At 60.1% G+C, this 21,950-nt stretch carries 21 protein-coding genes; 10 read left to right on the top strand and 11 right to left on the bottom strand.

Features of this window, described 5'->3' with window-relative positions; genetic code table 11:
* The first annotated feature begins 5 nt into the window (after positions 1-5).
* Genes phnT through phnV form a run of 3 tightly spaced genes read left to right on the top strand, consistent with a single transcriptional unit; the run spans position 6 to position 2,778 of the window.
* Positions 6-1,118 carry a 2-aminoethylphosphonate ABC transport system ATP-binding subunit PhnT gene (gene phnT / locus ACR809_RS00245; protein WP_004901529.1) on the top strand — a complete coding sequence of 371 codons (1,113 nt, stop codon included), beginning with the start codon at positions 6-8 and terminating at the stop codon, positions 1,116-1,118.
* Positions 1,118-1,978 carry a 2-aminoethylphosphonate ABC transporter permease subunit gene (phnU, locus tag ACR809_RS00250; RefSeq protein ID WP_002923191.1) on the top strand — a complete coding sequence of 287 codons (861 nt, stop codon included), beginning with the start codon at positions 1,118-1,120 and terminating at the stop codon, positions 1,976-1,978. Before phnT ends, phnU begins: the two co-directional genes overlap by 1 nt.
* Before the next feature lie 2 nt (positions 1,979-1,980).
* The gene (gene phnV, locus ACR809_RS00255) at positions 1,981-2,778 is read left to right on the top strand and encodes a 2-aminoethylphosphonate ABC transport system, membrane component PhnV (RefSeq protein WP_004145044.1); all 798 of its coding nucleotides are present in this window, start codon (positions 1,981-1,983) and stop codon (positions 2,776-2,778) included.
* A 199-nt stretch (positions 2,779-2,977) separates the two neighbouring features.
* On the opposite strand, the gene ACR809_RS00260 is transcribed toward phnV, so the two are convergent.
* From ACR809_RS00260 to ACR809_RS00275, 4 genes are all read right to left on the bottom strand, one after another.
* Positions 2,978-4,357, bottom strand: a complete 1,380-nt coding sequence (locus tag ACR809_RS00260; RefSeq protein WP_032422633.1) for a carbohydrate porin — start codon at positions 4,355-4,357, stop codon at positions 2,978-2,980.
* Positions 4,358-4,501: 144 nt separating this feature from the next.
* A complete protein-coding gene (locus ACR809_RS00265) occupies positions 4,502-4,804 on the bottom strand; it encodes a PTS lactose/cellobiose transporter subunit IIA (protein ID WP_002923158.1) in 303 nt (100 codons plus the stop codon).
* 97 nt (positions 4,805-4,901) lie between these two features.
* Positions 4,902-6,224 carry a PTS cellobiose transporter subunit IIC gene (locus ACR809_RS00270; RefSeq protein ID WP_002923156.1) on the bottom strand — a complete coding sequence of 441 codons (1,323 nt, stop codon included), beginning with the start codon at positions 6,222-6,224 and terminating at the stop codon, positions 4,902-4,904.
* Between the two features lie 11 nt (positions 6,225-6,235).
* Positions 6,236-6,550 carry a PTS sugar transporter subunit IIB gene (locus ACR809_RS00275; RefSeq protein ID WP_004145041.1) on the bottom strand — a complete coding sequence of 105 codons (315 nt, stop codon included), beginning with the start codon at positions 6,548-6,550 and terminating at the stop codon, positions 6,236-6,238.
* Between the two features lie 293 nt (positions 6,551-6,843).
* Between ACR809_RS00275 and ACR809_RS00280 the strand changes: the two genes are divergently transcribed.
* From ACR809_RS00280 to ACR809_RS00290, 3 genes are all read left to right on the top strand, one after another.
* The gene (locus tag ACR809_RS00280; RefSeq protein ID WP_002923154.1) at positions 6,844-7,785 is read left to right on the top strand and encodes a LacI family DNA-binding transcriptional regulator; all 942 of its coding nucleotides are present in this window, start codon (positions 6,844-6,846) and stop codon (positions 7,783-7,785) included.
* Between the two features lie 211 nt (positions 7,786-7,996).
* Positions 7,997-9,367: an MFS transporter gene (locus tag ACR809_RS00285; RefSeq protein WP_048299720.1), complete on the top strand. Its 1,371-nt coding sequence runs from the start codon at positions 7,997-7,999 to the stop codon at positions 9,365-9,367.
* A 13-nt stretch (positions 9,368-9,380) separates the two neighbouring features.
* Positions 9,381-10,643, top strand: coding sequence for a gallate dioxygenase (locus ACR809_RS00290; RefSeq protein WP_032433286.1), 1,263 nt, complete (start codon positions 9,381-9,383; stop codon positions 10,641-10,643).
* Here the strand turns inward: ACR809_RS00290 and ACR809_RS00295 are convergent.
* Positions 10,640-11,866: a LysR family transcriptional regulator gene (locus tag ACR809_RS00295; RefSeq protein WP_002923147.1), complete on the bottom strand. Its 1,227-nt coding sequence runs from the start codon at positions 11,864-11,866 to the stop codon at positions 10,640-10,642. The two genes, ACR809_RS00290 and ACR809_RS00295, sit on opposite strands and share 4 nt — an antisense overlap.
* Positions 11,867-11,993: 127 nt before the next feature.
* Between ACR809_RS00295 and galB the strand changes: the two genes are divergently transcribed.
* Genes galB through ACR809_RS00315 form a run of 4 tightly spaced genes read left to right on the top strand, consistent with a single transcriptional unit; the run spans position 11,994 to position 15,396 of the window.
* Positions 11,994-12,734, top strand: a complete 741-nt coding sequence (gene galB / locus ACR809_RS00300) for a 4-oxalmesaconate hydratase (RefSeq protein ID WP_102098744.1) — start codon at positions 11,994-11,996, stop codon at positions 12,732-12,734.
* The gene (locus tag ACR809_RS00305) at positions 12,731-13,444 is read left to right on the top strand and encodes a 4-carboxy-4-hydroxy-2-oxoadipate aldolase/oxaloacetate decarboxylase (RefSeq protein WP_102098743.1); all 714 of its coding nucleotides are present in this window, start codon (positions 12,731-12,733) and stop codon (positions 13,442-13,444) included. The genes galB and ACR809_RS00305 overlap by 4 nt, the downstream gene beginning before the upstream one ends.
* Positions 13,445-14,530: a 4-oxalomesaconate tautomerase gene (locus ACR809_RS00310; protein WP_057222626.1), complete on the top strand. Its 1,086-nt coding sequence runs from the start codon at positions 13,445-13,447 to the stop codon at positions 14,528-14,530.
* Positions 14,531-14,532: 2 nt separating this feature from the next.
* Positions 14,533-15,396: an NAD(P)-dependent oxidoreductase gene (locus ACR809_RS00315; RefSeq protein WP_004901505.1), complete on the top strand. Its 864-nt coding sequence runs from the start codon at positions 14,533-14,535 to the stop codon at positions 15,394-15,396.
* 3 nt (positions 15,397-15,399) lie between these two features.
* On the opposite strand, the gene ACR809_RS00320 is transcribed toward ACR809_RS00315, so the two are convergent.
* From ACR809_RS00320 to eefC, 6 genes are all read right to left on the bottom strand, one after another.
* The gene (locus ACR809_RS00320) at positions 15,400-15,690 is read right to left on the bottom strand and encodes a YicS family protein (RefSeq protein ID WP_002923120.1); all 291 of its coding nucleotides are present in this window, start codon (positions 15,688-15,690) and stop codon (positions 15,400-15,402) included.
* Between the two features lie 106 nt (positions 15,691-15,796).
* Positions 15,797-16,699, bottom strand: coding sequence for a DMT family transporter (locus ACR809_RS00325; protein ID WP_002923118.1), 903 nt, complete (start codon positions 16,697-16,699; stop codon positions 15,797-15,799).
* A 151-nt stretch (positions 16,700-16,850) separates the two neighbouring features.
* Entirely contained in the window at positions 16,851-18,284 is a 1,434-nt protein-coding gene (gene murP / locus ACR809_RS00330; protein ID WP_102097956.1) for a PTS N-acetylmuramic acid transporter subunit IIBC, read from the bottom strand.
* 24 nt (positions 18,285-18,308) lie between these two features.
* Positions 18,309-19,211 (bottom strand): N-acetylmuramic acid 6-phosphate etherase, encoded by a 903-nt coding sequence (gene murQ / locus ACR809_RS00335; protein WP_002923109.1) that lies wholly within the window; start codon positions 19,209-19,211, stop codon positions 18,309-18,311.
* 162 nt (positions 19,212-19,373) lie between these two features.
* Positions 19,374-20,537, bottom strand: a complete 1,164-nt coding sequence (locus tag ACR809_RS00340) for a multidrug effflux MFS transporter (RefSeq protein WP_002923107.1) — start codon at positions 20,535-20,537, stop codon at positions 19,374-19,376.
* Between the two features lie 45 nt (positions 20,538-20,582).
* Positions 20,583-21,947, bottom strand: a complete 1,365-nt coding sequence (eefC, locus tag ACR809_RS00345; RefSeq protein WP_004186228.1) for a multidrug efflux RND transporter outer membrane subunit EefC — start codon at positions 21,945-21,947, stop codon at positions 20,583-20,585.
* Between the last annotated feature and the right edge of the window lie 3 nt (positions 21,948-21,950).

Below are 21,950 nucleotides of genomic sequence, written 5' to 3' on the forward strand. Positions count from 1 at the left end.
GCCTGATGTTGATGAAAACCACCGTCACTTCTTCCCCGTCGCTGGCGGGGACGTCCGGGATCACCCTGGACTCGCTGCGCGTTTCATACCACGGCAACGTGGTCTTAAAACCGCTGTCATTGACCATTGAGCCCGGTGAGGTGCTGGCGCTGATTGGCCCTTCCGGTTCCGGGAAAACCACGGTGCTGCGGGCGATTGCCGGTTTTGTGCAACCGGCTGGCGGGCGGATCCTGATCGGCGATACGGACGTCACCCAGCTGCCGCCGTACAAACGCGGGCTGGCGATGGTGGTGCAGAACTACGCGCTGTTTCCGCATATGAAGGTGGAAGATAACGTTGCTTTCGGCCTGCGGGCGCAAAAGCAGCCCAGGGGGCTTATCGCCGAGCGGGTGACTGAAGCCTTAAAAATCGTCGGCATGGCGGATTACGCCACCCGCTACCCGCATCAGCTTTCTGGCGGCCAGCAGCAGCGCGTGGCGATAGCCCGCGCGATTGCCGTGCGTCCTCGGGTGCTATTGCTTGATGAACCGCTGTCGGCGCTGGATGCGCAAATTCGCCATAACATGGTGGAAGAGATTGCCCGCCTGCATCGCGAACTGCCGGAGCTCACCATCCTCTACGTCACCCACGATCAGACCGAAGCGCTGACCCTGGCGGACAAAATCGGCATCATGAAAGACGGGTCGCTGATCGCCCACGGTGAAACGCACGAGCTGTACCACTATCCGCCGAACCGCTTTAGCGCCGAATTCCTCGGCCGCGCCAATATCCTGCAGGCGACGGCGCTGAAAGACAGCCCCGAGCCGGGGCTGGTTAGCGTAAGCTGCGGCGGCGGCCTGATTAACGCCTTCAGCCGGGGCGGCCTGCATGGCAACAAAAAGCTGTTATGCATTCGCCCGCAGCACATGAGCCTGGCGCCGCGATCGGCAACCAGTAATCGTCTCAATGCTACCCTGACCTCGGTACACTGGCAGGGCGATCTGACGCATCTGCTGTGCGATGTTGCCGGCGAAGCGGTGCGGATCGTCATGACTCAGGTCAACCCACTGCCGCGCGCGGGGGACAAGCTGGCGCTCTACTTCGAACCTGGCGATGCGGTTCTGATCGAGGTGCAATGATGGCGCAAACCCTCACGCTTGCGCGTCCGGCGCGAAACCTACGCCCTTACCTGTGGCTGGCGTTGCCGCTGCTGGTGCTGGCGACGCTGTTTTTCTATCCGCTGCTGCTGATCGCCGAACAGGCGCTGCGCGACGCCAGCGGCAACCTGAGCCTCGAGACCTTCTGGCAAGTGATTGACTCAAAACGCTTTATTGGCGCGTTGCTCAATACCTTACAGATTGCGGTGTTCGCTACCCTTGGCTGTCTGGTGCTCGGCAGCGTGCTGGCGCTGATTCTGGTGTTTATTCCGTTTCCCGGCAGCCAACTGGTGAGCCGGGTCATTGATACTTTTATTGCGCTGCCGACCTTTCTTATCACTCTCGCGTTCACCTTTATTTACGGCTCGGCGGGGCTGCTCAACGGCACCCTGATGGCGCTGTTTGCTTTTGAACTGCCGCCGGTAGACTTCCTCTATTCGATTAACGGCGTGATTCTGGCGGAGATTACCGTCTTTACGCCGCTGGTGATGCGTCCGCTGATGGCGGGATTGCGGCAGATAGATAAGAGCCAGCTGGAAGCGGCGAGTATTCTCGGCGCTCATCCGTTACGGGTGATTACCCAGGTTATCTTCCCGGCGGCGCTCCCGGCGCTGATGGCGGGCGGCAGCCTGTGCCTGCTATTGACCACTAACGAGTTCGGGATCGTGCTGTTTATTGGCGCCAAAGGGGTTAATACCCTGCCGATGATGGTCTACAGCAAGGCGATTCTGGAGTCGGATTACAGCGTGGCCTGCATGATTGCGCTGATCAATATTCTGCTGTCGCTGGGGCTGTTTATGCTCTATCGGCTGGCGGCGGCGCGCACTGGCGTAAGGAGTTAACGATGTTGATTTGGTCGCGTAAAGGCCGCGCGGCGGCGGGCGCGCTGGCGGTGACGCTTTTTGCCGGCGTTTTCCTGCTGCCGCTGGCGGTGATTTTACTCTCCAGCCTGAGTAAACAATGGAATGGCCTGCTGCCCACCGGCTTTACCTTTGCCCACTTTGTTAACGCCTTTCGCGGCGCGGCGTGGGATTCGCTGTTTTCGAGCCTGATGGTGGGCTTCTGCGCCAGCCTGCTGGCGCTGCTGTGCGGGATGTGGGCGGCGCTGGCGCTGCGCCAGTATGGCGCGACGCTACAGAAATATCTTGGCCTGGCGTTTTATCTGCCCAGCGCCATCCCCTCGGTTTCCGTCGGGCTGGGCATTCTGGTGGCGTTTAGCCAGGGGCCGCTGCAGATGAACGGCACCTTCTTTATCGTTCTGGCGGCGCACTTCGTGCTGATCTCCGCCTTTACCTTCAGCAACGTAACGACCGGGCTGGCGCGTATTTCCGCTGATATTGAAAACGTCGCCTCCAGCCTGGGCGCTTCGCCGTGGTATCGCCTGCGCCATGTGACACTGCCGCTGATGACGCCGTGGATGATCTCGGCGCTGGCGCTGAGCTTATCGCTGTCGATGGGAGAGCTAGGGGCGACGGTGATGATCTATCCGCCGGGCTGGACGACGCTGCCGGTGACCATTTTCAGCCTCACCGATCGCGGCAATATCGCCGATGGCTCGGCGCTGACCATTGTGCTGGTGGGCGTCACGCTGCTGTTGATGATGAAGCTTGAGCGTATCGCCCGCCGATTAAGCCAGAGATAAAGAATTGATGACGTCACCAGGGCACGGGTCTGACTGCCCGGCGGCGCTGCGCTTGCCGGTCCTGGGGGGGGAGCCCGCAGGAAGGAACGTAGGCCGGATAAGGCATTTATGCCGCCATCCGGCATAAATGGAGCGCACCCGTTGTAGCCCGGCTAAGCGTAGCGCCAGCCGGGAACGCTCCTTCGGCAACGCTATCGCATCAGAACCACGCCTCAAACATCCCGCCGACGTTCAGCGAATCCAGCTGCTGGTCCTGGGTGCCGTTCACCTTCGCGGTATGCTCATTGTCCACCTGGCCGCCGGTGACGTAGAAGCGCAGCATCGGACGGAACTCCGGCCCCATGCCGATGGCGATGTTCTGCGACAGCGTCAGCTTCCAGCCGTGGTTATCCCCGCCCTGGTCGTAATCCACGCGCTGGTAGCCCGCTTCCAGCCAGGTGGAGTGCACGTCGTTCCAGAAGTACATCGGCCGCACGATGGCGCCGTAGTTTTTGCGGTTGTCGGTATTATCTTTGCCGTTGTCGTAGTCATGGAAAGCCAGCAGGTATTCGATCTGCGCCTGCTGGGTGAACTTATGGCTGCCCTCGAAGCTGGCGTAGACCGTGGTCAGGTCGTCGGTTTTGTTGTAGACGCTGTTATCCGAGTTGTCGGAGTAGCGCAGGATCACCTTGTTTACCCCGCTGTCGTTGGTGTGGCTCAGCACCAGCCCGCCCTGCCAGGCTTCGAGACGCGCGTCGCTGTCCACCGCCTTCGAATCAAAGCCGTAGTTGGCGTACACCTCGACGTCGATCGGCCCGGCCTTGATGTTGTGGGTTTTGGTGGTCAGCGCGTAGTGGCCGTTGTCGCCGGTGTCGGAGCTGCCGGTACAGGTGATGCGCGACGGGTTGGTCTCGTCGGCCATCACTTCCGGACTACAGGATTTCACCTGCGAGACCGCCGCCACGTCGAACTGCACGCCGCCGATATCAAAGTTCTTCACCCCGGCGCCCTGGCCGTCGTGGTTCATCCAGAAGTAGTCGTTGATCCCCTGTTGCGGACGCTGGTGGAAGTCGCGGCCGGCCCAGATATAGGCGTTGGGGTTGGATTCCAGCACGTTGGTGACCCCGACGTAGGCCTTCTTCAGGTTAACTTCGTCGCTCCAGTGGTCGAACATCACGTTAAGATCCCAGATAGCCCCCTGCGCGCTTTTGAAGGCCTTGCTGATCTGGAATTCGCCGCCGTTGCTTTCGTTGCCCAGACGGCCGATCGCCGAGGCGCCGTTATAGGAGCCGTCGACGCCGACATATTTCTGGTCGCCGGTCTGGAAGTGGGCGCCATAGCGGGCGTAGCCGCTGAACTTGAGGCCGAACGGAATGGCCATATCCGGCGAGGCGGCGGTGGTTTCCGGGTTAGTAATCACGTCGACCTTTTTGTTGGCCGCGGCGTCGATTTTTGCCTGGCGGTCGGCCAGCGCTTTATCAACGGCTTTGGCGACGATGGCGTCGATCTGTTCCTGCGTAAATTCTTGCGCCATGACAGAAATTGGGCACAGCGCGGCGACCACTGCCATGGCTAAAGGCAGTTTTTTTACAGTATTCATGGTTATCTCGCTTTAATAATTAATATATTTCAGATAATAACCATCCCATTCTGGCTAGAATAAATAGCCAAAATAAGCTGATTTGTTTTTTAGGGTACAGCGACGCCGGAGAATAATATTCTCGCTAACGTTATTCCATATTAATTAACGCTGGTACAGATGGATTAATTCTTCTGAGAACTCGCGGGCCAGCAGCGAATTCATCAAATGATCCTGGGCATGTACCATAATCAGCGTCATGGGCTGACGCGCTTCACCGGCATCCTGCCCGATGAGCTGGGTCTGCATCTGATGCGCCCGGCGGGCGTAACCGTCGGCCTCGTTTAAGAGTAAGCGCGCTTCGTCGATATTTCCGGTTCGGGCCGCATGCAGCGCTTCAAAACATAATGAGCGTGACTGTCCCGCATTAACGATAATTTCCATTACCGCATCTTCTAATTCAATCATGTGTATTCCTGAGGTATTTATTATTTAATAATGCAGTGAAAGTCCATTTTCTGCATTATTACGCTGTCATCTTATTATCTCTCCGGAAGGAGAGGGATTAGCTAACGGTTTCTGCTACCGGAACGCTATTTTTGGCTTTCTCAACTTCGGTTTTCATTAAGGAACGTTCATAAGCGCGCAGGAACGGCAGGTAAATGACCGCCGACATCACCATGCAGATGAGACACATCACCACCGGGCTCAGGGTCCAATTAGCCGCCCACGACGCGCCAATTGGGGCCGGCGTAGTCCACGGCGTCAGCGACACCACCTGGCTCAGCCAGCCAAGACGCGTCGCGCCGTAAGCCAGCACCGCGTTGACCATCGGTACGCAGACGAAGGGGATAAACATCATCGGGTTCATGATGATCGGCGCTCCGAACAGAATCGGCTCGTTGATATTAAAGAAGCTCGGCACGATGCCCATCTTGCCGATGGTGCGCAGATGGGTGGCCCGGCTACGCAGCAGCAGGAAGGCCAGCGGCAGGGTAGAACCGACGCCGCCAATCAGCAGATAGTGATCCCAGAAGCCCTGCAGGTAGACGTGCGGCAGTACCGTGCCAGCCGCCAGCGCCGCCTGGTTTGCCGACAGGTTGGCCATCCAGAACGGGTTCATAATGCCGGTAACAATCAGCGAGCCGTGGATACCGGCGAACCAGAAAATCTGGCACATCAGAACAGAGAGCAAAATCGCCGGCAGCGAGTCGGAGGCGGAAACCAGCGGCTCCAGCAGATGCATGATCGCCTGCGGCAGGATCATCCCGGTCTGCGCTTCGATAAACAGATTCAGCGGATGCAGAGTCGCAATAACCACCAGCACCGGGATCAGGATTTCAAACGAACGGGCGACGCCGGTGGGGACCTCTTTCGGCAGACGAATCGTAATGTTGTTTTGCTTCAGCCACGCGTAAACGCGGGTGGAGTAGATGGCGGTGATCAGCGCGGTGAAAATGCCCTGACCGGACAGATACTGAGTGGAAATTTTGCCATCGGCATAGGGCGCGGCGACCAGCAGGAAAGCCATAAACGCCAGCAGACCGGACATCACCGGATCGAGCTGAAACTGACGACCGAGGCTGGCGCCAATGCCGACCGAGATAAAGAAGGTCATCACGCCCATGCTGAGGTTAAACGGCAGCATCAGCTGTTCGCGGTAATGCTGGGAGAAATCAAGCCAGCCGCGGGCAAAGCCGTTGGTGGTATCGGGTGAAAACGGCGGAAAGATAAATACCAGCATGAAAGAGCCGATGATCATAAACGGCAAGGCGGCAGTGAAGCCATCGCGGATAGCGATAACGTATTTCTGCTGCCCAAGGCGTCCTGCCAGCGGAGTAATAGATTGCTCGATCACGGCAATCATGGACTGATACAGAGAACTCATTTCAACACCTCTCAGTGCGCCGCTGGGATCAGCGACAGAGCATAATTCAGGACGTTGTCTCCCCGCTGCATACCGTAGTCCATCGTATCGATGGGCTGAACGGGAATGTTCAGGGAAGCCGCTTTGTCAGACAGGGTTTTCAACATGTATTTCACCTGGGGGCCAAGCAAAACCACCTGATACTGCGGAAACTGCATGTCAAATTCGGAAACGCCATAGGCGTCAATCTGCACCGGCAGGTCACGTTCATTCGCCGCCTCAACCATCTTTCTGACCAGCAGACTGGTGGACATCCCGGCAGAGCAGCACAGCATAATCTTGTACATCGACGACCATCCTCAAAATGTAAAAAGTTATTGCGTGGGTGATTTGATATCAGACGGAAACCGGTTTCCATTTATAAAAAGCAGAACTGTGATAGTGGTCAAGATCTCCTGCTTATAGGGCGGATTTATTGGATTTCGCTCACATTATTCTGTCGATTTGGCGATGTTTTGCGCTGAAATGGAAAATCGGTTTCCAAAGAAATGGCGAAATGGATATACTGCGCTGGTCACAATTGAAGCGATTCAGGTTTACAGGATTTTGGCGGGACGCGGCGCCCGCGCAGGGGAAAATGATGTCGACAATCAATGATGTTTCACGACTTGCCGGGGTTTCCAAAGCCACGGTGTCGCGAGTGTTGAGCGGCTCACGTGGCGTGAAGGAAGCCAGTCGTCAGGCGGTGCTGCAGGCGGCGGAAGCGCTCAATTACCGGCCAAACATGATAGCCCAGTCGTTGCTCAGCCAGTCCACCGGCTGCATCGGCGTCATCTGCGCCCAGGACAACATCAACCAAACCACCAGCTATCTCTACGCCCTGGAAAAACAGCTCAGCCAGCACCAGAAACACCTGCTGCTGCGCTTCGCCAACACCAGCCACGGCGTGATGAACTCTCTAGAGGAGTTGACCTGCGGGCTGTGCGATAACGTGCTAATCATCGGCGCGCGTTTTCCTCTGAATATTAACCGCCCGGACGTGGTGCTGGTGGACTGCCTCGATAGCGAAGGCGACAACAGTATTCAGTTCGATCATGCTTTCGCCGCCGAAACCGCCTGTCACTATCTGATTAGCCAGGGGAGACGGCAGATTGCACTGATTCATCCGCAGAGCAGCGGCTTTGCCGACCAGGTGCTGCTGGGCTACAAGCACGCGCTGGAAAAAAACTTTTTGCCGTTTAATCGCAACCTGGTGTTTCTGGATAACACCTCGCCGTCGGTGGCGGTGCAGGAGCTGGTCAATAACGCCACGACGCTGAACTTTAACGCGCTGCTGGTGAGCGATGAACAGCAGGCGCAGCGCGTGGTGCCGCAGCTGCAGGCGTTTAACCGCGCCGTTCCGCAAAATGTCATGGTGTTTAGCCTCGCCGGATCGTTACAGCTGCCCGGTATCCCGACTATCCCGGCGATTGAATATTCCATGGACGCGATGGCGTCGCGGATCGTCAACTGGCTGACCGAGAAAACGGACAACCCGGGCGGCAGCCCGCTGCGCGGCGATTTAATTATTCCGAAGCACTAAACGCTGCTCTTGCCCTGACCCGCCGCCGTTGGCTGCGGGTTTTTTGCTGGCTGGTTTTTGTCGTATCCCTCACATTATAAATAAAACTCATATCTGACGCCGGATTTTCGAACCGGACAGCCTGCGTGACCTGCCTTAAGTTGAGTACGAAAGTTCCACTCAAAAAACACTAACCAGAACATTCGTACCGCCTGCTTGAGGAAGTCACCCTATGAATCACACGAACGTTGTCGATGTGAAAGCGTGGATAGATACCCGCCCGGTCTCGCGCTTTCAATGGAACGTGCTGCTACTCTGTTTCATCATCATTATGCTGGATGGTTATGACGCTGCGGTGATGGGCTTTGTCGCCCCGGCGCTCATTGAGGACTGGGGCATCAGCCGGGCTGAAATGGGGCCGATACTCGGGGCGGCCATGTTCGGCGTCGCCATCGGCGCCCTGGTAGCGGGCCCGCTTTCTGACCGCTACGGCCGAAAACGCATTTTACTCTGGTCGGTGGCGCTGTTTGCGCTGTTCAGCCTGGCCGGCGCCGTGGCGCAAAGCCCATCACAGCTGGCGCTGATGCGTTTTCTCACCGGCCTTGGACTTGGCGCCGTGATGCCCAACTGCGTCACGCTGGTGGCGGAATATATGCCGGAGCGGCGTAAAGGGGTGATGATCACCCTGATGTACAGCGGATTCAACGTGGGTTCCGGCCTCGGCGGCTTTATCGCCGCCGGTTTGTTATCGCATTACAGCTGGCACTCGGCGCTGGTTTTTGGCGGCGTGCTGCCGCTCGTGGTGCTCCCCTTTATGATCGTGATGTTGCCAGAGTCGGCGATGAACATGGTGGCGCGCCGACTACCGGGCGAGCAGATTGCCAGGGCGCTTAACCGGCTTGGGGGCCAGTTTACGGCTGAAACCGTTTTCCAGCTGAATGCGCCGCCCATCACGCGGAGCAGCAAAGTGGCGCAGCTGTTCCGGCATGGCTATGCCCGCGGCACGATAGCGCTGTGGTTAACCTATTTTATGGGGCTGTTTGTGATTTACCTGCTGAACGGCTGGCTGCCAACCATTCTCCGCTCCGGCGGGCTGTCGCTGCAGCAGGCGGCGATGATGACCGGCTTGTTCCAGCTCGGCGGCCCGCTGGGCGGGATCCTTGTCGGTATGCTGATGGATCGCGCTTCGGCGAAAGCCGTCATTGCGGCAACCTATTTCCTCGGCTGTCTGTGCCTGTTGTCCCAGGGGGTGATGGATTTCGGTTCGGCGGCGCTGTCGGTGCTGATTTTTATCAGCGGGATGTGCATTAACGGCGCGCAGAACGGTCTGCAGGCCTATTCGCCCGCCTATTATCAAACCGAGATCCGCGCTACCGGAGTAAGCTGGATGCATGGTATCGGCCGTACCGGGGCTATCCTCAGCTCCACGCTGGGCGGGATGCTGATGCTGGCCGTGCCGGGACACTCGTCGATCTTTTTGGTGCTTGCGCTGCCGGCCTGCCTGGCGGGGATCTGTATTTTGTTGCACCGTATGAATCACGCTAAGCCTCGACTCACAGAGGCAGAACTTGACGCTTTGTCATCCCCCCTCGAACACCGATAAGTGGAGTTATCTGATGGCTAACATTCTCGGCGGTATCGCCGTCTCTCATACCCCGACTATCGGCTTCGCGGTCGATCATCATAAACAGCAGGACCCGGCATGGGCGCCGATCTTCCAGAGCTTCGAACCGCTGCAGCGCTGGTTGGAGGAGAAAAAACCGGATGCGCTGGTGTACATCTTTAATGACCATGTGACCGCCTTTTTCTTCGATCACTATTCGACTTTTACGCTGGGAATCGACAGTCAATATGACGTTGCCGATGAAGGCGGCGGACCGCGCTGTCTGCCGCCGGTCCAGGGCAACGCGGCGCTCTCAAGGCACATTGGCGCCAGCCTGATGGCCGACGAGTTTGATATGTCGTTCTTTATGGATAAAAAGCTCGACCACGGCCTTTTCTCGCCGCTTTCGGCGCTGTTGCCCTGGGATGAAGCGCAGGGGTGGCCGACGGCGGTGATCCCGTTACAGATCGGCGTGCTGCAATTTCCGGTACCAAGCGCGCGCCGTTGTTACAAACTCGGCCAGGCGCTGCGCCGGGCGATTGAAAGCTTCCCGGAAGATATCAATGTGGCGATTGTCGCGACCGGCGGGCTCTCGCATCAGGTTCATGGCGAGCGCTGCGGATTTAATAATCCCGACTGGGATGCCCAGTTTGTTGATATGCTGGTTAATGACCCGGAAAAGCTTACCGAAATGACCCTTGGCGAATATGCCGAGCTGGGGGGGATGGAGGGGTCCGAAGTGATCATGTGGCTGGTGATGCGCGGCGCGCTATCAGCCAATGTCACCGAAACCTGGCGCGACTATTACCTGCCGTCGATGACCGGTATCGCCACGCTGATCCTTGAGAACAATGCGCGCCAGCCCCCCGTCGATACCCTGACGCGCCATCGCCAGCATATGGCGCAGCAGCTGGCCGGGGTGGAGAAACTGCCGGGAACCTATCCTTTTACCCACGAGCGCAGCCTGAATGGCTTGCGGCTTAACCGTTTCCTGCATCGGCTGATTGAGCCTGCCTGGCGTGAACGTTTTCTGCAGTCGCCTCAGTCGCTTTATGCCGAAGCCGGACTGAGTGAGGAGGAACAGCAGTTGCTCAACGCGCGCGACTGGCGGGGATTAATTCAATATGGCGCCAGCTTCTTCCTGCTGGAGAAAATGGGCGCGGTGGTCGGCGTATCCAACCTGCATATTTACGCCGCGATGCGCGGGCAGACGCTGGAGGCGTTTCAGCAAACGCGCAACCAGCAGGTAACCTATTCGGTGGCGGGTAAACGTTAAACGGCCCCGTCCTGAACCTGCTGATAAATAAAACGCAACAGCGCCTGCGTCGCCGGGGAGGGCAGGCTGCCTGCGCGAAACGTCAGCCCGATACGCCGGGTGGTATCGGGCAGGGGAACCGGCAACACGCTGAGCAGCCCATTGTCAGTTTCAAAACGCATCTGGCTGGCGGAGACCGCCGCCAGCATGTCGGAGCCCTGCAGCAATCCTCGCACCATCGCCGCATCCCCGGTCTCCACCGTCGGCTGGGGCAGCGGCAGCCCCAGGGTGACAAACGCCTTATCCAGCAAATTGCGCGCCGGCGCGTTGGCGCGCGGCAGCACCCATTGCGCTGTCGCCAGCTGGCTGCGCGGGTCCGGATGGCGAAGCAGCGGGTGGTTATTACGCAGTAAAATCAACATATCCTCTTCGAATAACGCTTCGCTACAGAGGTCCGGGAGATCTTCATCCTGGCGCAGGGCGCCGATAATAAAATCGATATTACCTGCCCGCATATCGGCGACCAGCGACTCATACGGGCTTTCATTGGTCATGAGGGTGATGCCCGGGTGCTGGGCCAGAAAGGCGGCGATGGCGGAGGGCAGTAGCCGGGTCCGGCTCAGCGGCAGGGCGCCAATGCGCACGGTGCCCTCCAGCACCCCGCGACGGGCAGCGAGATCGCTCCAGATGTTTTCCAGCTCGTTGAGCGCTCTGCTCACCGGGGGATAGAGTAGCTCCGCGGCAGGCGTGGGACGCACCCCCTCTGGCGTCCGGCGAAATAGCGCCGAATCCGCTCCTTTTTCCAGGACCTTCAGCGCGGCACTGACCGCCGGCTGAGTGATCCCCAACTGTTGCGCGACGGTTTGGGTATGGTTGACGTGATAGAGCTGAATAAAAATGGCTAAGCGGCGGGTATTGAACAGCCAGCCGGCGTCCGCCAGCGGGCCGCTGCTGCGGGTATGGTGCTTCTGCAGCAGCGCCGGGATGGCCTGCAGGTCGTCAATCGCCCGCCGGGCGCGCGGCAGGATGCACTTGCCATACTCGGTGGGCACCATGCCGCTGTAATGGCGTTCGAACAGCGTGACGTTCAACGCGGCTTCAAGATCGCGAATAGCCCGGGTTATCGCTGACTGCGTGCGGAATAAGTCATCGGCCGCGCGTGAGACGCTACCGCGCAGCGCGACCTGACAGAAAAAGCGCAGCTGCATGATATTTATAATTTTATCGTGCTTTCTCTTTAGCATTGTTCGTCAGGCCTGAAAAAGTGAGTGAGACGACAACATAAATAAAAATCATAGCCTTCGCAAGTTAACGAATTACCTCCCCACGACGGGACATGACAAGCTGAAAAAAACAACAGAGGAAGCCATCATGTCTCATCCGGTTAGCGAAAAAAGTGCCCTTGTCGTCAGCGCCCACTCGGCCGATTTCGTCTGGCGCGCGGGCGGTGCGATAGCGCTGCATGCCCTGCAGGGCTATCAGGTCCATGTGGTCTGTTTATCCTTTGGCGAGCGCGGCGAGTCCGCCAAACTGTGGCGTAAAGGCAACATGGCCGAGGAGGCGGTGAAGCAGGTGCGTCGCGAAGAGGCGCAGGCCGCCGCCGCGATCCTGGGCGCCAGCGTCGAATTCTTTGATATCGGCGATTATCCGCTGCGCGCCGATAAAGAGACGCTATTTCGTCTGGCGGATGTGTATCGCCGTATCCAGCCCCACTTTGTCCTGACGCACTCCCTGCACGATCCCTATAACTACGATCATCCGCTGGCCTCCCATCTGGCGCAGGAAGCACGGATTATCGCCCAGGCAGAAGGCTATCGCCCCGGTGAGAAAATTGTCGCTGCTCCCCCGGTTTACTGTTTCGAACCGCACCAGCCGGAGCAGTGCAACTGGAAACCCGATGTGTTGCTGGACATCACCGCCGTCTGGGAGAAAAAGTATCAGGCCATTCAGTGCATGCAGGGTCAGGAGCATCTGTGGGAATACTACACCCGCGTGGCGCTGCAGCGCGGGGTGCAGGCCAAGCGCAATATCGGCATCACGGCCGCGCGCGATATCGTTCACGGCGAAGCCTTCCAGAGCATCTTCCCCCGCGTAACGGAGAACCTGGCATGAACCTGTTAAATAAAAAAGGCCTTGTGATCCGCCACCTGCCGCGCCATGACGAGGCGGTTTTGCGCCGCTGTGAGGCGGCCGGGATGGCGACGCTCCATGAAGCCTGGGATCGTCAGGGGCTGATGGGGCCGGCAATCCGTCCGATTCAGCAGGGCGTCAGCCGGGCGGGCAACGCGGTAACCGTGCTGGTGACGCCTGGCGACAACTGGATGTTTCATGTGGCGGTCGAGCAGTGCCGCGCCGGCGATATTCTGGTGGTGGCCCCGACCTCGCCGTGCGGCGATGGCTTCTTCGGCGATCTACTGGCGACGTCACTACAATCGCGCGGCGTGGTCGGGCTGGTGGGCGATATCGGCATTCGTGATTCGCAAACGTTGCGGGAAATGGGATTCGCCGTCTGGTCCCGCCAGGTTTATGCCCAGGGGACGGTGAAAGAGAGCCTCGGTTCGGTTAACGTCCCGGTGATATGCGCAGGTCAGCTTGTACAGCCGGGCGATGTCGTGGTGGCCGACGACGATGGCGTCGTGGTGCTGCCTCACGCCCGGGTCCGTGATGTGCTCCATAAAGCGGAAGCCCGCATGAGCAATGAGCTTGCGAAACGTGAGCGGATGCGCAATGGCGAGCTGGGGCTGGATATTTACGCTATGCGTCCGCGTCTGGCGGAAAAGGGCCTGCGGTATTACGACCGCGCAGATGAGGTGGAGGAATAAATGGCGCAACGCGGAATCCCCTGTCTATGGATGCGCGGCGGCACCTCTAAAGCGGCCTGTTTTCTGGCCGACGATCTGCCTGCCGATCCGGTGCGACGTGATGCGGTGCTGCTGGCGGTGATGGGCTCGCCTGATCCCCGGCAAATTGACGGGATCGGCGGCGCCGATCCGCTGACCAGCAAAGTGGCGATTATCCGCCGCTCCGCACGGCCTGACGCCGATGTGGACTATCTGTTTGCCCAGGTGAACGTGGCGGCGGCTACCGTGGATTATGGCCAAAACTGCGGCAATATTCTCGCCGCCGTTGGCCCTTTCGCCATCGAGCGCGGTCTGGTTCGCCACGATGCGCCGCTCACTCGGGTGCGTATTTTTATGGAGAACACGGGGCAACTGGCGGTGGCAGAGATCCCCTGCGATGCCGACGGGGTCGACTACGTCGGCGAGAGTCGTATCGATGGCGTGCCGGGCAGCGCCAGCCCGATCCTGCTCCATTTTCTTGATGTCGCCGGCTCCAGCTGCGGGGCCCTGCTGCCGACCGGCCGGGTTCGTGATCGTTTCGACGGCATTGAGGTGACCTGCATCGATAACGGAATGCCGGTGATCCTGCTGCGCGCTTGCGACCTCGGTTGCACCGGCTATGAGACGCGCGAACAGCTGGATAATGACGACGCGCTTAAACGTCGCCTGGAGTCGATTCGCCTGCAGGCCGGGCCGCTGATGCAGCTTGGCGACGTCAGCCAGCGCACGGTGCCCAAGATGACCCTGATCGCCGAGCCGCGACACGGCGGCGCCATCAGCAGCCGCACCTTTATCCCCCACCGCTGCCACGCGTCGATCGGCGTATTTGGCGCGGTGAGCGTGGCCAGCGCTTGTCTGCTCCCCGGCTCTGTCGCGCAGGGCCTGGCGCAGGTAGCGCCAGGCGATACGCCGCTGCTCAGCGTCGAGCATCCGACAGGCGAATTTAGCGTGACGCTTCAGCTTGATGCTGACGGCGCCCTGGCTGGCTGCGGCCTGTTACGCACGGCGCGACTGCTGTTTGCTGGCGAGGTTTTTATTCCGGCCCGCGTCTGGCCGCGTGAGGAGTGATGATGACAATCGCGTTTATTGGTTTTGGCGAGGCGGGTGGCATTCTGGCGGCGGATCTGGCCCGTGAGCATGCGGTGACCATTTGGGATTGCAAGCTCAATGGCCCGGAGCGAGAGGCGATGGGCAAAAAAGCCCGTGATTCGCGCGTTCAGGTGGGAAATTCGCTGGCGCAGGCGCTGGAGGGGGCCACGCTGGTTTTTTCTACTGTGACCGCCGGTGAGGCGCTAAAGGTGGCGCAGCAGGCGGCCGCGCTGCTGCAGCCGGGACAATATTTCCTCGATCTCAACTCCGTGGCGCCGGAGACGAAACGGCAGGCGGCTGAACATTTTCTGCCGGGCGCCTACATCGATGTCGCGGTGATGGCGCCGGTACCGCCGGCCCGATTGCAGACACCGTTATTGATCGGCGGGCCGCAGGCGGAGGCGATCGCGCCGCGTCTGCAGGGGCTGGGGCTGAATGCCCGCTATGGCGCCAGTACGGTGGGCCAGGTGTCGGCGATAAAAATGTGCCGTAGCGTGATGATCAAAGGTCTTGAAGCGCTTACCACAGAATGCCTGTTCGCGGCTCGTGAATACGGCGTTGAGGAGGAGGTGCTTAGCTCCTTGCATCATAGTTTCCCCTCTCTGGGCTGGACAGGCGCGTTCCCCGACTATCTGATCAGCCGGGTGGCGGAACATGGCATTCGGCGCAGCGAAGAGATGGAAGAGGTGGTGAAAACCCTGCGTGACGTGGGGAGCGCCGGGATAATGAGCGAGGCGATCGCGAAAAGCCAGCGCCAGCTGCCGGAGCAGATGGCCGCCCGTAGCCTGAGCTACAGGCAGCTTACGCCGTTTGACTGGAAAACGCTGGTCGCGAGGCTGAAATAACCGCTATTTGGCCGGACAGACGATTTTGTCGATTGCGGCCTGGTAGCTTTTCTGGTTATTGCGCTCCTTCGCCAGCGTTGCTTCGCGGACCGCGTTCTTGTTACCGTCGGTCGCCAGCACTTTATTGGCAAAATCGTTGTCGCTGAGGTGGCTTGCTGGCGCGCATTTTTCCTTCACCGCTTTGAGCACCTGCTGTTTTTGCTGCTCGAACTGCAGGCTTTGCAGCGGTGATTCGGCCCACGCCGACGTGGCGCTCAGGGCGGTGACCAGGCATACCATCCAACATGCTTTCATCAGGCTTCTCCTTCCGTAATCGCTTCCGTCAACTATATGCGCAGGCGCGAAAACACGCAAATAGTGGTCAGTTTAACTTATTGAAAATGCGCTTTTTCTCGCCTGCTCAGGCGGCTCTCACCCGCCGCCGCGAGTCGATGGCGATCAGCACCACCGACGCGAGGATCAGCAGAGTGCCCAGCCAGTCCGGCAGCGTGAAGGTGATCCCCAGCAGCAGGAGCGACAGCAGGGCGCTGCTCAGCGGTTCGGCGCAACTGAGGATCCCGGCCTTTGCGCCGCCAATCTTCTGCGCGCCGTTGAGATAGAGGCTGAAGGTCAGCGAAGTACCGATCACCACCAGGTAGAAAAAAGCTAACAGCAGGCTGCCGTTAACCACAAAATCGGTGCCCTGGCCGCCGTAAAACGGCAATAACATCGCGCCGCCGAACAGCATGCTCCAGCCGACGATGGGCAGCGTCCCGTAGCGGGCAATCAGCGTTGAAGGATAGGTGGTATAAAAGGCGGCGGCAAACGCCGAGGCGATCCCCCAGAACAGCGCCGCCGGCGAAATCGACAGCGTCGTTGGGTTGCCGTGGGTCACCAGCAGAAAGGTGCCCGCCAGCGAGGTGCAGATAGCCCCCAGCACCAGCGGAGTGGGACGCGCTTTTCGGGCGAGGGCGAACCAGGCGACGATGATCGTCGGCGACAGAAACTGCAGCACCGTGGCCGTGGCGGCATTGGACTTTTCAATGGTCATCAGAAAGGTGAACTGCACGGTTAGCGCGCCAAACAGCGAGAAAAACAGCAGGCTTAGGGCGTCGCGGCGGTTTTGCAGCACGCGGAAAATGCGGTCGCCGTGAACAAAGCCGAGCATCAGCAGGATCAGCCCGGCGAACAGCAGACGCGTCATGGTCAGAAACGGCGACGACATCTGGCTTTCCTGCATAATAAATTGCGCACACACCCCGGAACTGCCCCACAGCACGGCGGCAATCAGTACGTTCAGCATCCCTTTTTTGCTGGAGCCCATCTTTTCCTCAAGCGAAATATGACAAAGGGGAATCATAGCATGCGCGCGCCCGGGCGGCGGGGCAGGAAATGGTAGTCGGGCGCGGCGGCGTAACTATTTTGCAGGCCCGGTAAGGCGAAGCCGCCGCCGGGCATTAACCGATAGTCGCGTTCTAGCTTAAATCGACATTTTTACTGCCGAACAGCCAGGTGAGGACAAAACCGCACAGGTAGGAGACCGCCAGCCCGCCGGCGTAGACCGCCATCCCGGCGTAAATTCCGCTGCCGGAGGTCATCAGCGGCAGCGCCACCAGACCGGACGGACCGAACACCGTGTTCAGGCCGACCGGCAGCCCCAGCCAGGCGATCAGTCCGACGAAGAACCCGCCGCAGGCGCCGCCGAGGCAGGCGGTGACAAACGGCTTCATCCGCGGCAGGGTGACGCCGTAGATCAGCGGCTCGCCAATCCCGAGGAAGCCCGGAATAATCGCCCCTTTAATCTGGGTTCGCAGCAGCGAATCGCGCTTCGCCCGCCAGAACAGCGCCAGCGCCGCCCCCACCTGCCCGGCCCCGGCCATCGCCAGGATCGGGAACAGCGAGTTAAAGCCCTGGGCGTCCACCAGCGCAAAATAGACCGGGACAAACCCCTGATGGACGCCGAACATCACCGCCAGCAGGAACAGGCCGGCCAGCACCGCCGAGCCAAACGGGTTGCCGTTAAGATGCAGGAACAGCCACGACATGCCGGTAAACAACCAGCCGCCAATCGGCATGATCACCGTAAAGGTCACCGCGCCCATGATCAGCAGCGTCACCGCCGAAGTGAGGATCATATCGAGGTTGGCCGGCATCACCCGCCGCACCTGGCGTTCAACCCACGCGCCAAGGATAGCGGCGATCAGTACGCCGATGATATTGCCGCGCGGATCGATGCCATGGCCGAAGAAGGTGGAAATGCCGGCGTAGAAGCCGCTGGTTGCCTCCGGGTTGTAGCCCAGCACGAACAGCGAGGCGATAATCGCGCCGTTCACGCCGGAGCCGCCGAACGCCTTCTGCGCGTTATAGCCAATCAGGATACTCAGAAAGGTGAACATCCCTTTGCTGAAGACCTTCATATAGCCAATCAGCGCCACCAGGCTGGCGTTCGGATGGGCGTTCTCCAGTACGAAAACCTGTTCCGCCAGGGTGGCGAAGCCCAGCAGCAGCCCGACGGCAATAAAGCCGGGGATCAGCGGCGTAAAGATGGTGGCGAATTTGGCGAGAAACTTCTGCACCGCGCTGGTCTGCTTGCCCTTCAGCGCCTGCTTTTTCTCCGCCGCGACGTCGGCCAGCGTCGGCACGGCGGCGGGCGCCGCCTCCAGCAGGCCGTTCATCATTTCGGCGGCGGTTTGCGCCTTGCCGGGGCCGAGCACCACCTGGAACTGCTCGTCGCTGACGATCACCCCCATCACGCCGTCAATCTGGCGGATGGCGGCGCTGTCGGCCAGACTTTCATCGCGCAGGGTCAAGCGCAGGCGCGTCATGCAGTTGCCCGCCTGCGCGACGTTTGCGGCGCCGCCCACGTGGACGAGGATCCGCGCTATCATCTCTTTCGTTATTTTTGCCATTGCCCGTTACCTGTCTGTCGGCGCTCAGGTGTTGCTGAGCGCCTTGCGGATATAGCCGTTGTTTTTCGCCAGCAGCGACTGCGCCTCTGCGGCGCTTAAGTCCGCCAGCACCATCACGATCGCCGTTTTACAGTGGCGGCCGCAGGCCTCCAGCGCCTTCTGGGCGGTGGCGCGATCGCAGTCGGTGGCCTCCATCACGATAGAGACCTGGCGCTCAATCAGCTTGGCGTTGGTCGCTTCGACGTCGACCATCAGGTTGCTGTACACCTTGCCGACGCGGATCATCGCCCCGGTGGAGATCATGTTCAGCACCAGCTTCTGCGCGGTGCCGGCTTTCAGGCGGGTAGAGCCAGTGACCACTTCCGGGCCGACCACCGGGGTGATCGCCACGTCCGCCAGCTGGGCCATTTCGCCATGCGGGTTACAGCTGACGATGGCGACAAAGGCATTCTGACTATGGGCGTATTCCATGGCGCCAATGACGTACGGCGTGCGTCCGCTGGCCGCCAGCCCCACCAGCACATCGCGGTTGCTGAAGTTCAGGTTCTGCAGATCCATCGCCCCCTGCGCTTTGTTGTCTTCCACGTTTTCCACGGCGCTGAGAATCGCTTTATGTCCGCCGGCGATGATCCCCACCACCTGCTCCGGGCGGGTGCCGAAGGTCGGTGGGCATTCACTGGCATCGAGGATCCCCAGACGCCCTGAGGTACCCGCGCCAATGTAAATCAAGCGGCCACCGGCCTGCAGCGCCGCCGCGACCTTATCCACCACCTCGGCAATCTGCGGCAGATAGGGCGTTATCGCCTGGGCTACCTGCTGGTCTTCCTGGTTTATCACCGTCAACATCTCGAGGGTGGAGAGGGTGTCAATGTTGGCGCTGTTGGCGTTACGTCGCTCGGTCAGCAGTTTGCTCAGGTCGATACTCATAGAAACCTCGTTATTCTCAGTGGCGCGCAGTATAAGGAATTATTTATTCCTTTCCTGTGAAGAGTATCACGATTAGTACGTGGAGAATAATACGAGAATGGTAGATATGGCGGGAAATAGTGCGGTAATAAATCTGGAATATTTTATTACCGCAGCAGGAGATTAGCGTGCGTCGCGCGGTTTGCTGAGGCCCAGCAGCAGCGCCAGCAGGTAGCAGATGGCCATCGCGAGGCTCATTTTCAGCATCGTTTCGCCGCCGAGACCCGCCAGCGGCGCGGCGATGCCGCCGAAGACAAACATCAGGGTGCCCATCAGCGCGGACGCGGTCCCGGACTGCGCGGCGTCGACGGCGCTCATCGCCTCCGCGCCGGCGACGGTGCTGATGCCGCTCATCAGCGACACGGTAAAGAACAGGCCGACCAGCGCCAGCACCGGCAGATGCAGCCAGGCAAACAGCAGCATGATCGCCGCACAGCTCACGGCCAGCGTCAGGCCGCCGCGCAGCAGGCTTTCGGCGCTAAAGCGGCGCGCCAGACGGGAAAAGATCATCGCGGCGATGATCAGCCCGATACCATTCAGACCGAACAGCAGACTGAACTGCATGGCGCTCATGCCGTATTCGCTCTGCATCACGAAGGAAGAAGAGCCGATGTAGGAGAACAGCCCGGCCATCATAAAGGCCTGGATCAGGCAGAAGCGCAGAAAGCGGCGATTTTTCAGCACCGGCTGGCCGGGCCGTTGGCGGCTGGCATGCGCCGCTGTGGCCGGGCGCGTTTCCCGCAGGATCGCCAGGCTCATCACCAGCAGCACGCCGCCAATGGCGGCCATCGTCCAGAAGAGAATTCGCCAGTCGAAGGCGGTGATAACGTAGCCGCCCAGCACCGGGGACAGCACCGGCGCAATGCCGTTCACGGTCATCAGCAGGGCGAAAAACTGGGTCAGCAGGGTGCCCTGGTATTTATCGCGGGCGATGGATCGCGACAGCACCGAGCCGCCGGCGCCGGCAAAGCCTTGTAAAAAGCGCCAGACAATCAGCATGTTGATATCGCGGGTCAGGGCGCACATCGCCGAAGAGAAGATAAACAGCAGCAGCGACAGCGCCAGCGGTTTCAGGCGGCCAATGCGGTCGCTCAGCGGGCCGAAAAACAGCTGACCCAGGCCGAGACCAATCAGCGCGGCGGTCAGCGACAGCTGGGTCTGGGTGCTGGTGGCCTGCAGCTGCTGAGTGATCTCCGGCAGCGCCGGTAGATAAAAATCCGTGCACAGCGGGCCGATACCCGACAGCAGGCCGAGGATCAGCGCCCAGGAGAGGGAAACACGTGCCATAACGATTCCTTGTAGAGGCCGGGCTCGGTCGCCCGGCGGGTAAGTTTAACTGGCGCCGCCGCCCAGCGACTGCCAGAGGGTGATCCGGTTATTGAGGTCGGTCTGCTGCAGGGACAGCAGCGTCGTTTTCGCCGACCACAGCGTGCGCTGAGCGGTGAGCACCGACAGATAATCGCCGACCCCGGCCTGATAGCTCTTCATGGCGATATCCAGCGATGTCTGCTCGGCGGCGACATACTGCCGCTGAGCATCAAGCTCTTCGCTCAGCGTTTCCCGGCGCGCCAGCGCATCGGCAACGTCCTTAAACGCGCTCTGAATCGATTTCTCGTAGGTGGCGATCAGCCCCTTTTTCTCCGCTTCCGCATAGCGCAGCTGGGCCAGGTTGCTGCCGCCGGTGAACAGCGGCAGGCTGATGGAGGGGGCGAACGACCACACCTGCATCCCGTGGCTGAACAGCGACGACAGCGAGTCGCTGCCGACCCCGGCGCTGGCGGTCAGGGAAATCGACGGGAAGAAGTTCGCCCGCGCCGCGCCGATATCGGCATTGGCGCTCTTCAGATTGTGCTCCGCTTCCTGAATGTCCGGCCGACGCAGCAGCACCGACGACGACACGCCCGCCGGCACCAGCGCGATGCTGTTATCCCCGAGACTCTCGAGAGTGCCGGGCAGCAGGCTCTCCGGCACGGTTTCCCCCGCCAGCAGGTTAATGGCGTTTTTATCCTGCGCCACCAGCGTGCGATAGCTGGCGACGCTGGCGCGCGCCTGCTGATAGACGCTTTCCGCCGAGCTTAAATCACCCGCGGAGGCGGTGCCAACCGCCATCTGGCGGGCGACGATGTTGCGCGAGTTTGCCGCGCTGTCCATCGTCTGCTGCGCCAGCGCCAGATTGCTGTTATCCGTCGCCAGCGTCACCCAGGCGGTGGTCAAATCGGCAATCATCGTCAGCCGGGTATTCTGCGCGGTGAATTCGCTGGCAAGCCAGGTTTCGCGCGCCGCGCGCGACAGGCTCTGGTTCTTGCCGAACAAGTCCAGTTCGAAGCTGGAGACCGCGCCGTCGGCCTGCGAAGCGGAACTCAGGCCGCTGGCCACCGTTTTGCTGCGGGTGTGGCTCAGTTCGGCATCAACGGTGGGAAACAGCGATGCCCGCGTTTCGCCATACTGGGCGCGCGCGGCCTCGATATCGGCCAGCGCCTTTTGCACATCGCGGTTGCTGTTCAGCGCGATGCTGACCACTTTTTTCAGCCGGGCGTCATTGACCACTTTCTGCCAGTCGCCGACCACCGCCGTCGATTCGCCGTGCGCCCCGGGCAGGGTGGCCGGCACCGGCGCGGCCGGGCGATCATAATGCGGGTCAAGCGAGACGCAGCCCGCGGTCAGGAGCGCGATAAACATAAAACTTAAACGAAACATACC

This window comes from Klebsiella sp. CD33 (assembly GCF_051992865.1).
GTDB classification, from domain to species: Bacteria; Pseudomonadota; Gammaproteobacteria; order Enterobacterales; family Enterobacteriaceae; genus Klebsiella; species Klebsiella pneumoniae.

Excerpts from the sequence above, each read along its gene's own strand:
- phnT (WP_004901529.1), top strand. The coding sequence starts at position 6 with ATGTTGATGAAAACCACCGTCACTTCTTCCCCGTCGCTGGCGGGGACG.
- phnU (WP_002923191.1), top strand. The coding sequence starts at position 1,118 with ATGGCGCAAACCCTCACGCTTGCGCGTCCGGCGCGAAACCTACGCCCT.
- phnV (WP_004145044.1), top strand. The coding sequence starts at position 1,981 with ATGTTGATTTGGTCGCGTAAAGGCCGCGCGGCGGCGGGCGCGCTGGCG.
- ACR809_RS00260 (WP_032422633.1), bottom strand. The coding sequence starts at position 4,357 with ATGAATACTGTAAAAAAACTGCCTTTAGCCATGGCAGTGGTCGCCGCG.
- ACR809_RS00265 (WP_002923158.1), bottom strand. The coding sequence starts at position 4,804 with ATGATTGAATTAGAAGATGCGGTAATGGAAATTATCGTTAATGCGGGA.
- ACR809_RS00270 (WP_002923156.1), bottom strand. The coding sequence starts at position 6,224 with ATGAGTTCTCTGTATCAGTCCATGATTGCCGTGATCGAGCAATCTATT.
- ACR809_RS00275 (WP_004145041.1), bottom strand. The coding sequence starts at position 6,550 with ATGTACAAGATTATGCTGTGCTGCTCTGCCGGGATGTCCACCAGTCTG.
- ACR809_RS00280 (WP_002923154.1), top strand. The coding sequence starts at position 6,844 with ATGTCGACAATCAATGATGTTTCACGACTTGCCGGGGTTTCCAAAGCC.
- ACR809_RS00285 (WP_048299720.1), top strand. The coding sequence starts at position 7,997 with ATGAATCACACGAACGTTGTCGATGTGAAAGCGTGGATAGATACCCGC.
- ACR809_RS00290 (WP_032433286.1), top strand. The coding sequence starts at position 9,381 with ATGGCTAACATTCTCGGCGGTATCGCCGTCTCTCATACCCCGACTATC.
- ACR809_RS00295 (WP_002923147.1), bottom strand. The coding sequence starts at position 11,866 with ATGCTAAAGAGAAAGCACGATAAAATTATAAATATCATGCAGCTGCGC.
- galB (WP_102098744.1), top strand. The coding sequence starts at position 11,994 with ATGTCTCATCCGGTTAGCGAAAAAAGTGCCCTTGTCGTCAGCGCCCAC.
- ACR809_RS00305 (WP_102098743.1), top strand. The coding sequence starts at position 12,731 with ATGAACCTGTTAAATAAAAAAGGCCTTGTGATCCGCCACCTGCCGCGC.
- ACR809_RS00310 (WP_057222626.1), top strand. The coding sequence starts at position 13,445 with ATGGCGCAACGCGGAATCCCCTGTCTATGGATGCGCGGCGGCACCTCT.
- ACR809_RS00315 (WP_004901505.1), top strand. The coding sequence starts at position 14,533 with ATGACAATCGCGTTTATTGGTTTTGGCGAGGCGGGTGGCATTCTGGCG.
- ACR809_RS00320 (WP_002923120.1), bottom strand. The coding sequence starts at position 15,690 with ATGAAAGCATGTTGGATGGTATGCCTGGTCACCGCCCTGAGCGCCACG.
- ACR809_RS00325 (WP_002923118.1), bottom strand. The coding sequence starts at position 16,699 with ATGGGCTCCAGCAAAAAAGGGATGCTGAACGTACTGATTGCCGCCGTG.
- murP (WP_102097956.1), bottom strand. The coding sequence starts at position 18,284 with ATGGCAAAAATAACGAAAGAGATGATAGCGCGGATCCTCGTCCACGTG.
- murQ (WP_002923109.1), bottom strand. The coding sequence starts at position 19,211 with ATGAGTATCGACCTGAGCAAACTGCTGACCGAGCGACGTAACGCCAAC.
- ACR809_RS00340 (WP_002923107.1), bottom strand. The coding sequence starts at position 20,537 with ATGGCACGTGTTTCCCTCTCCTGGGCGCTGATCCTCGGCCTGCTGTCG.
- eefC (WP_004186228.1), bottom strand. The coding sequence starts at position 21,947 with ATGTTTCGTTTAAGTTTTATGTTTATCGCGCTCCTGACCGCGGGCTGC.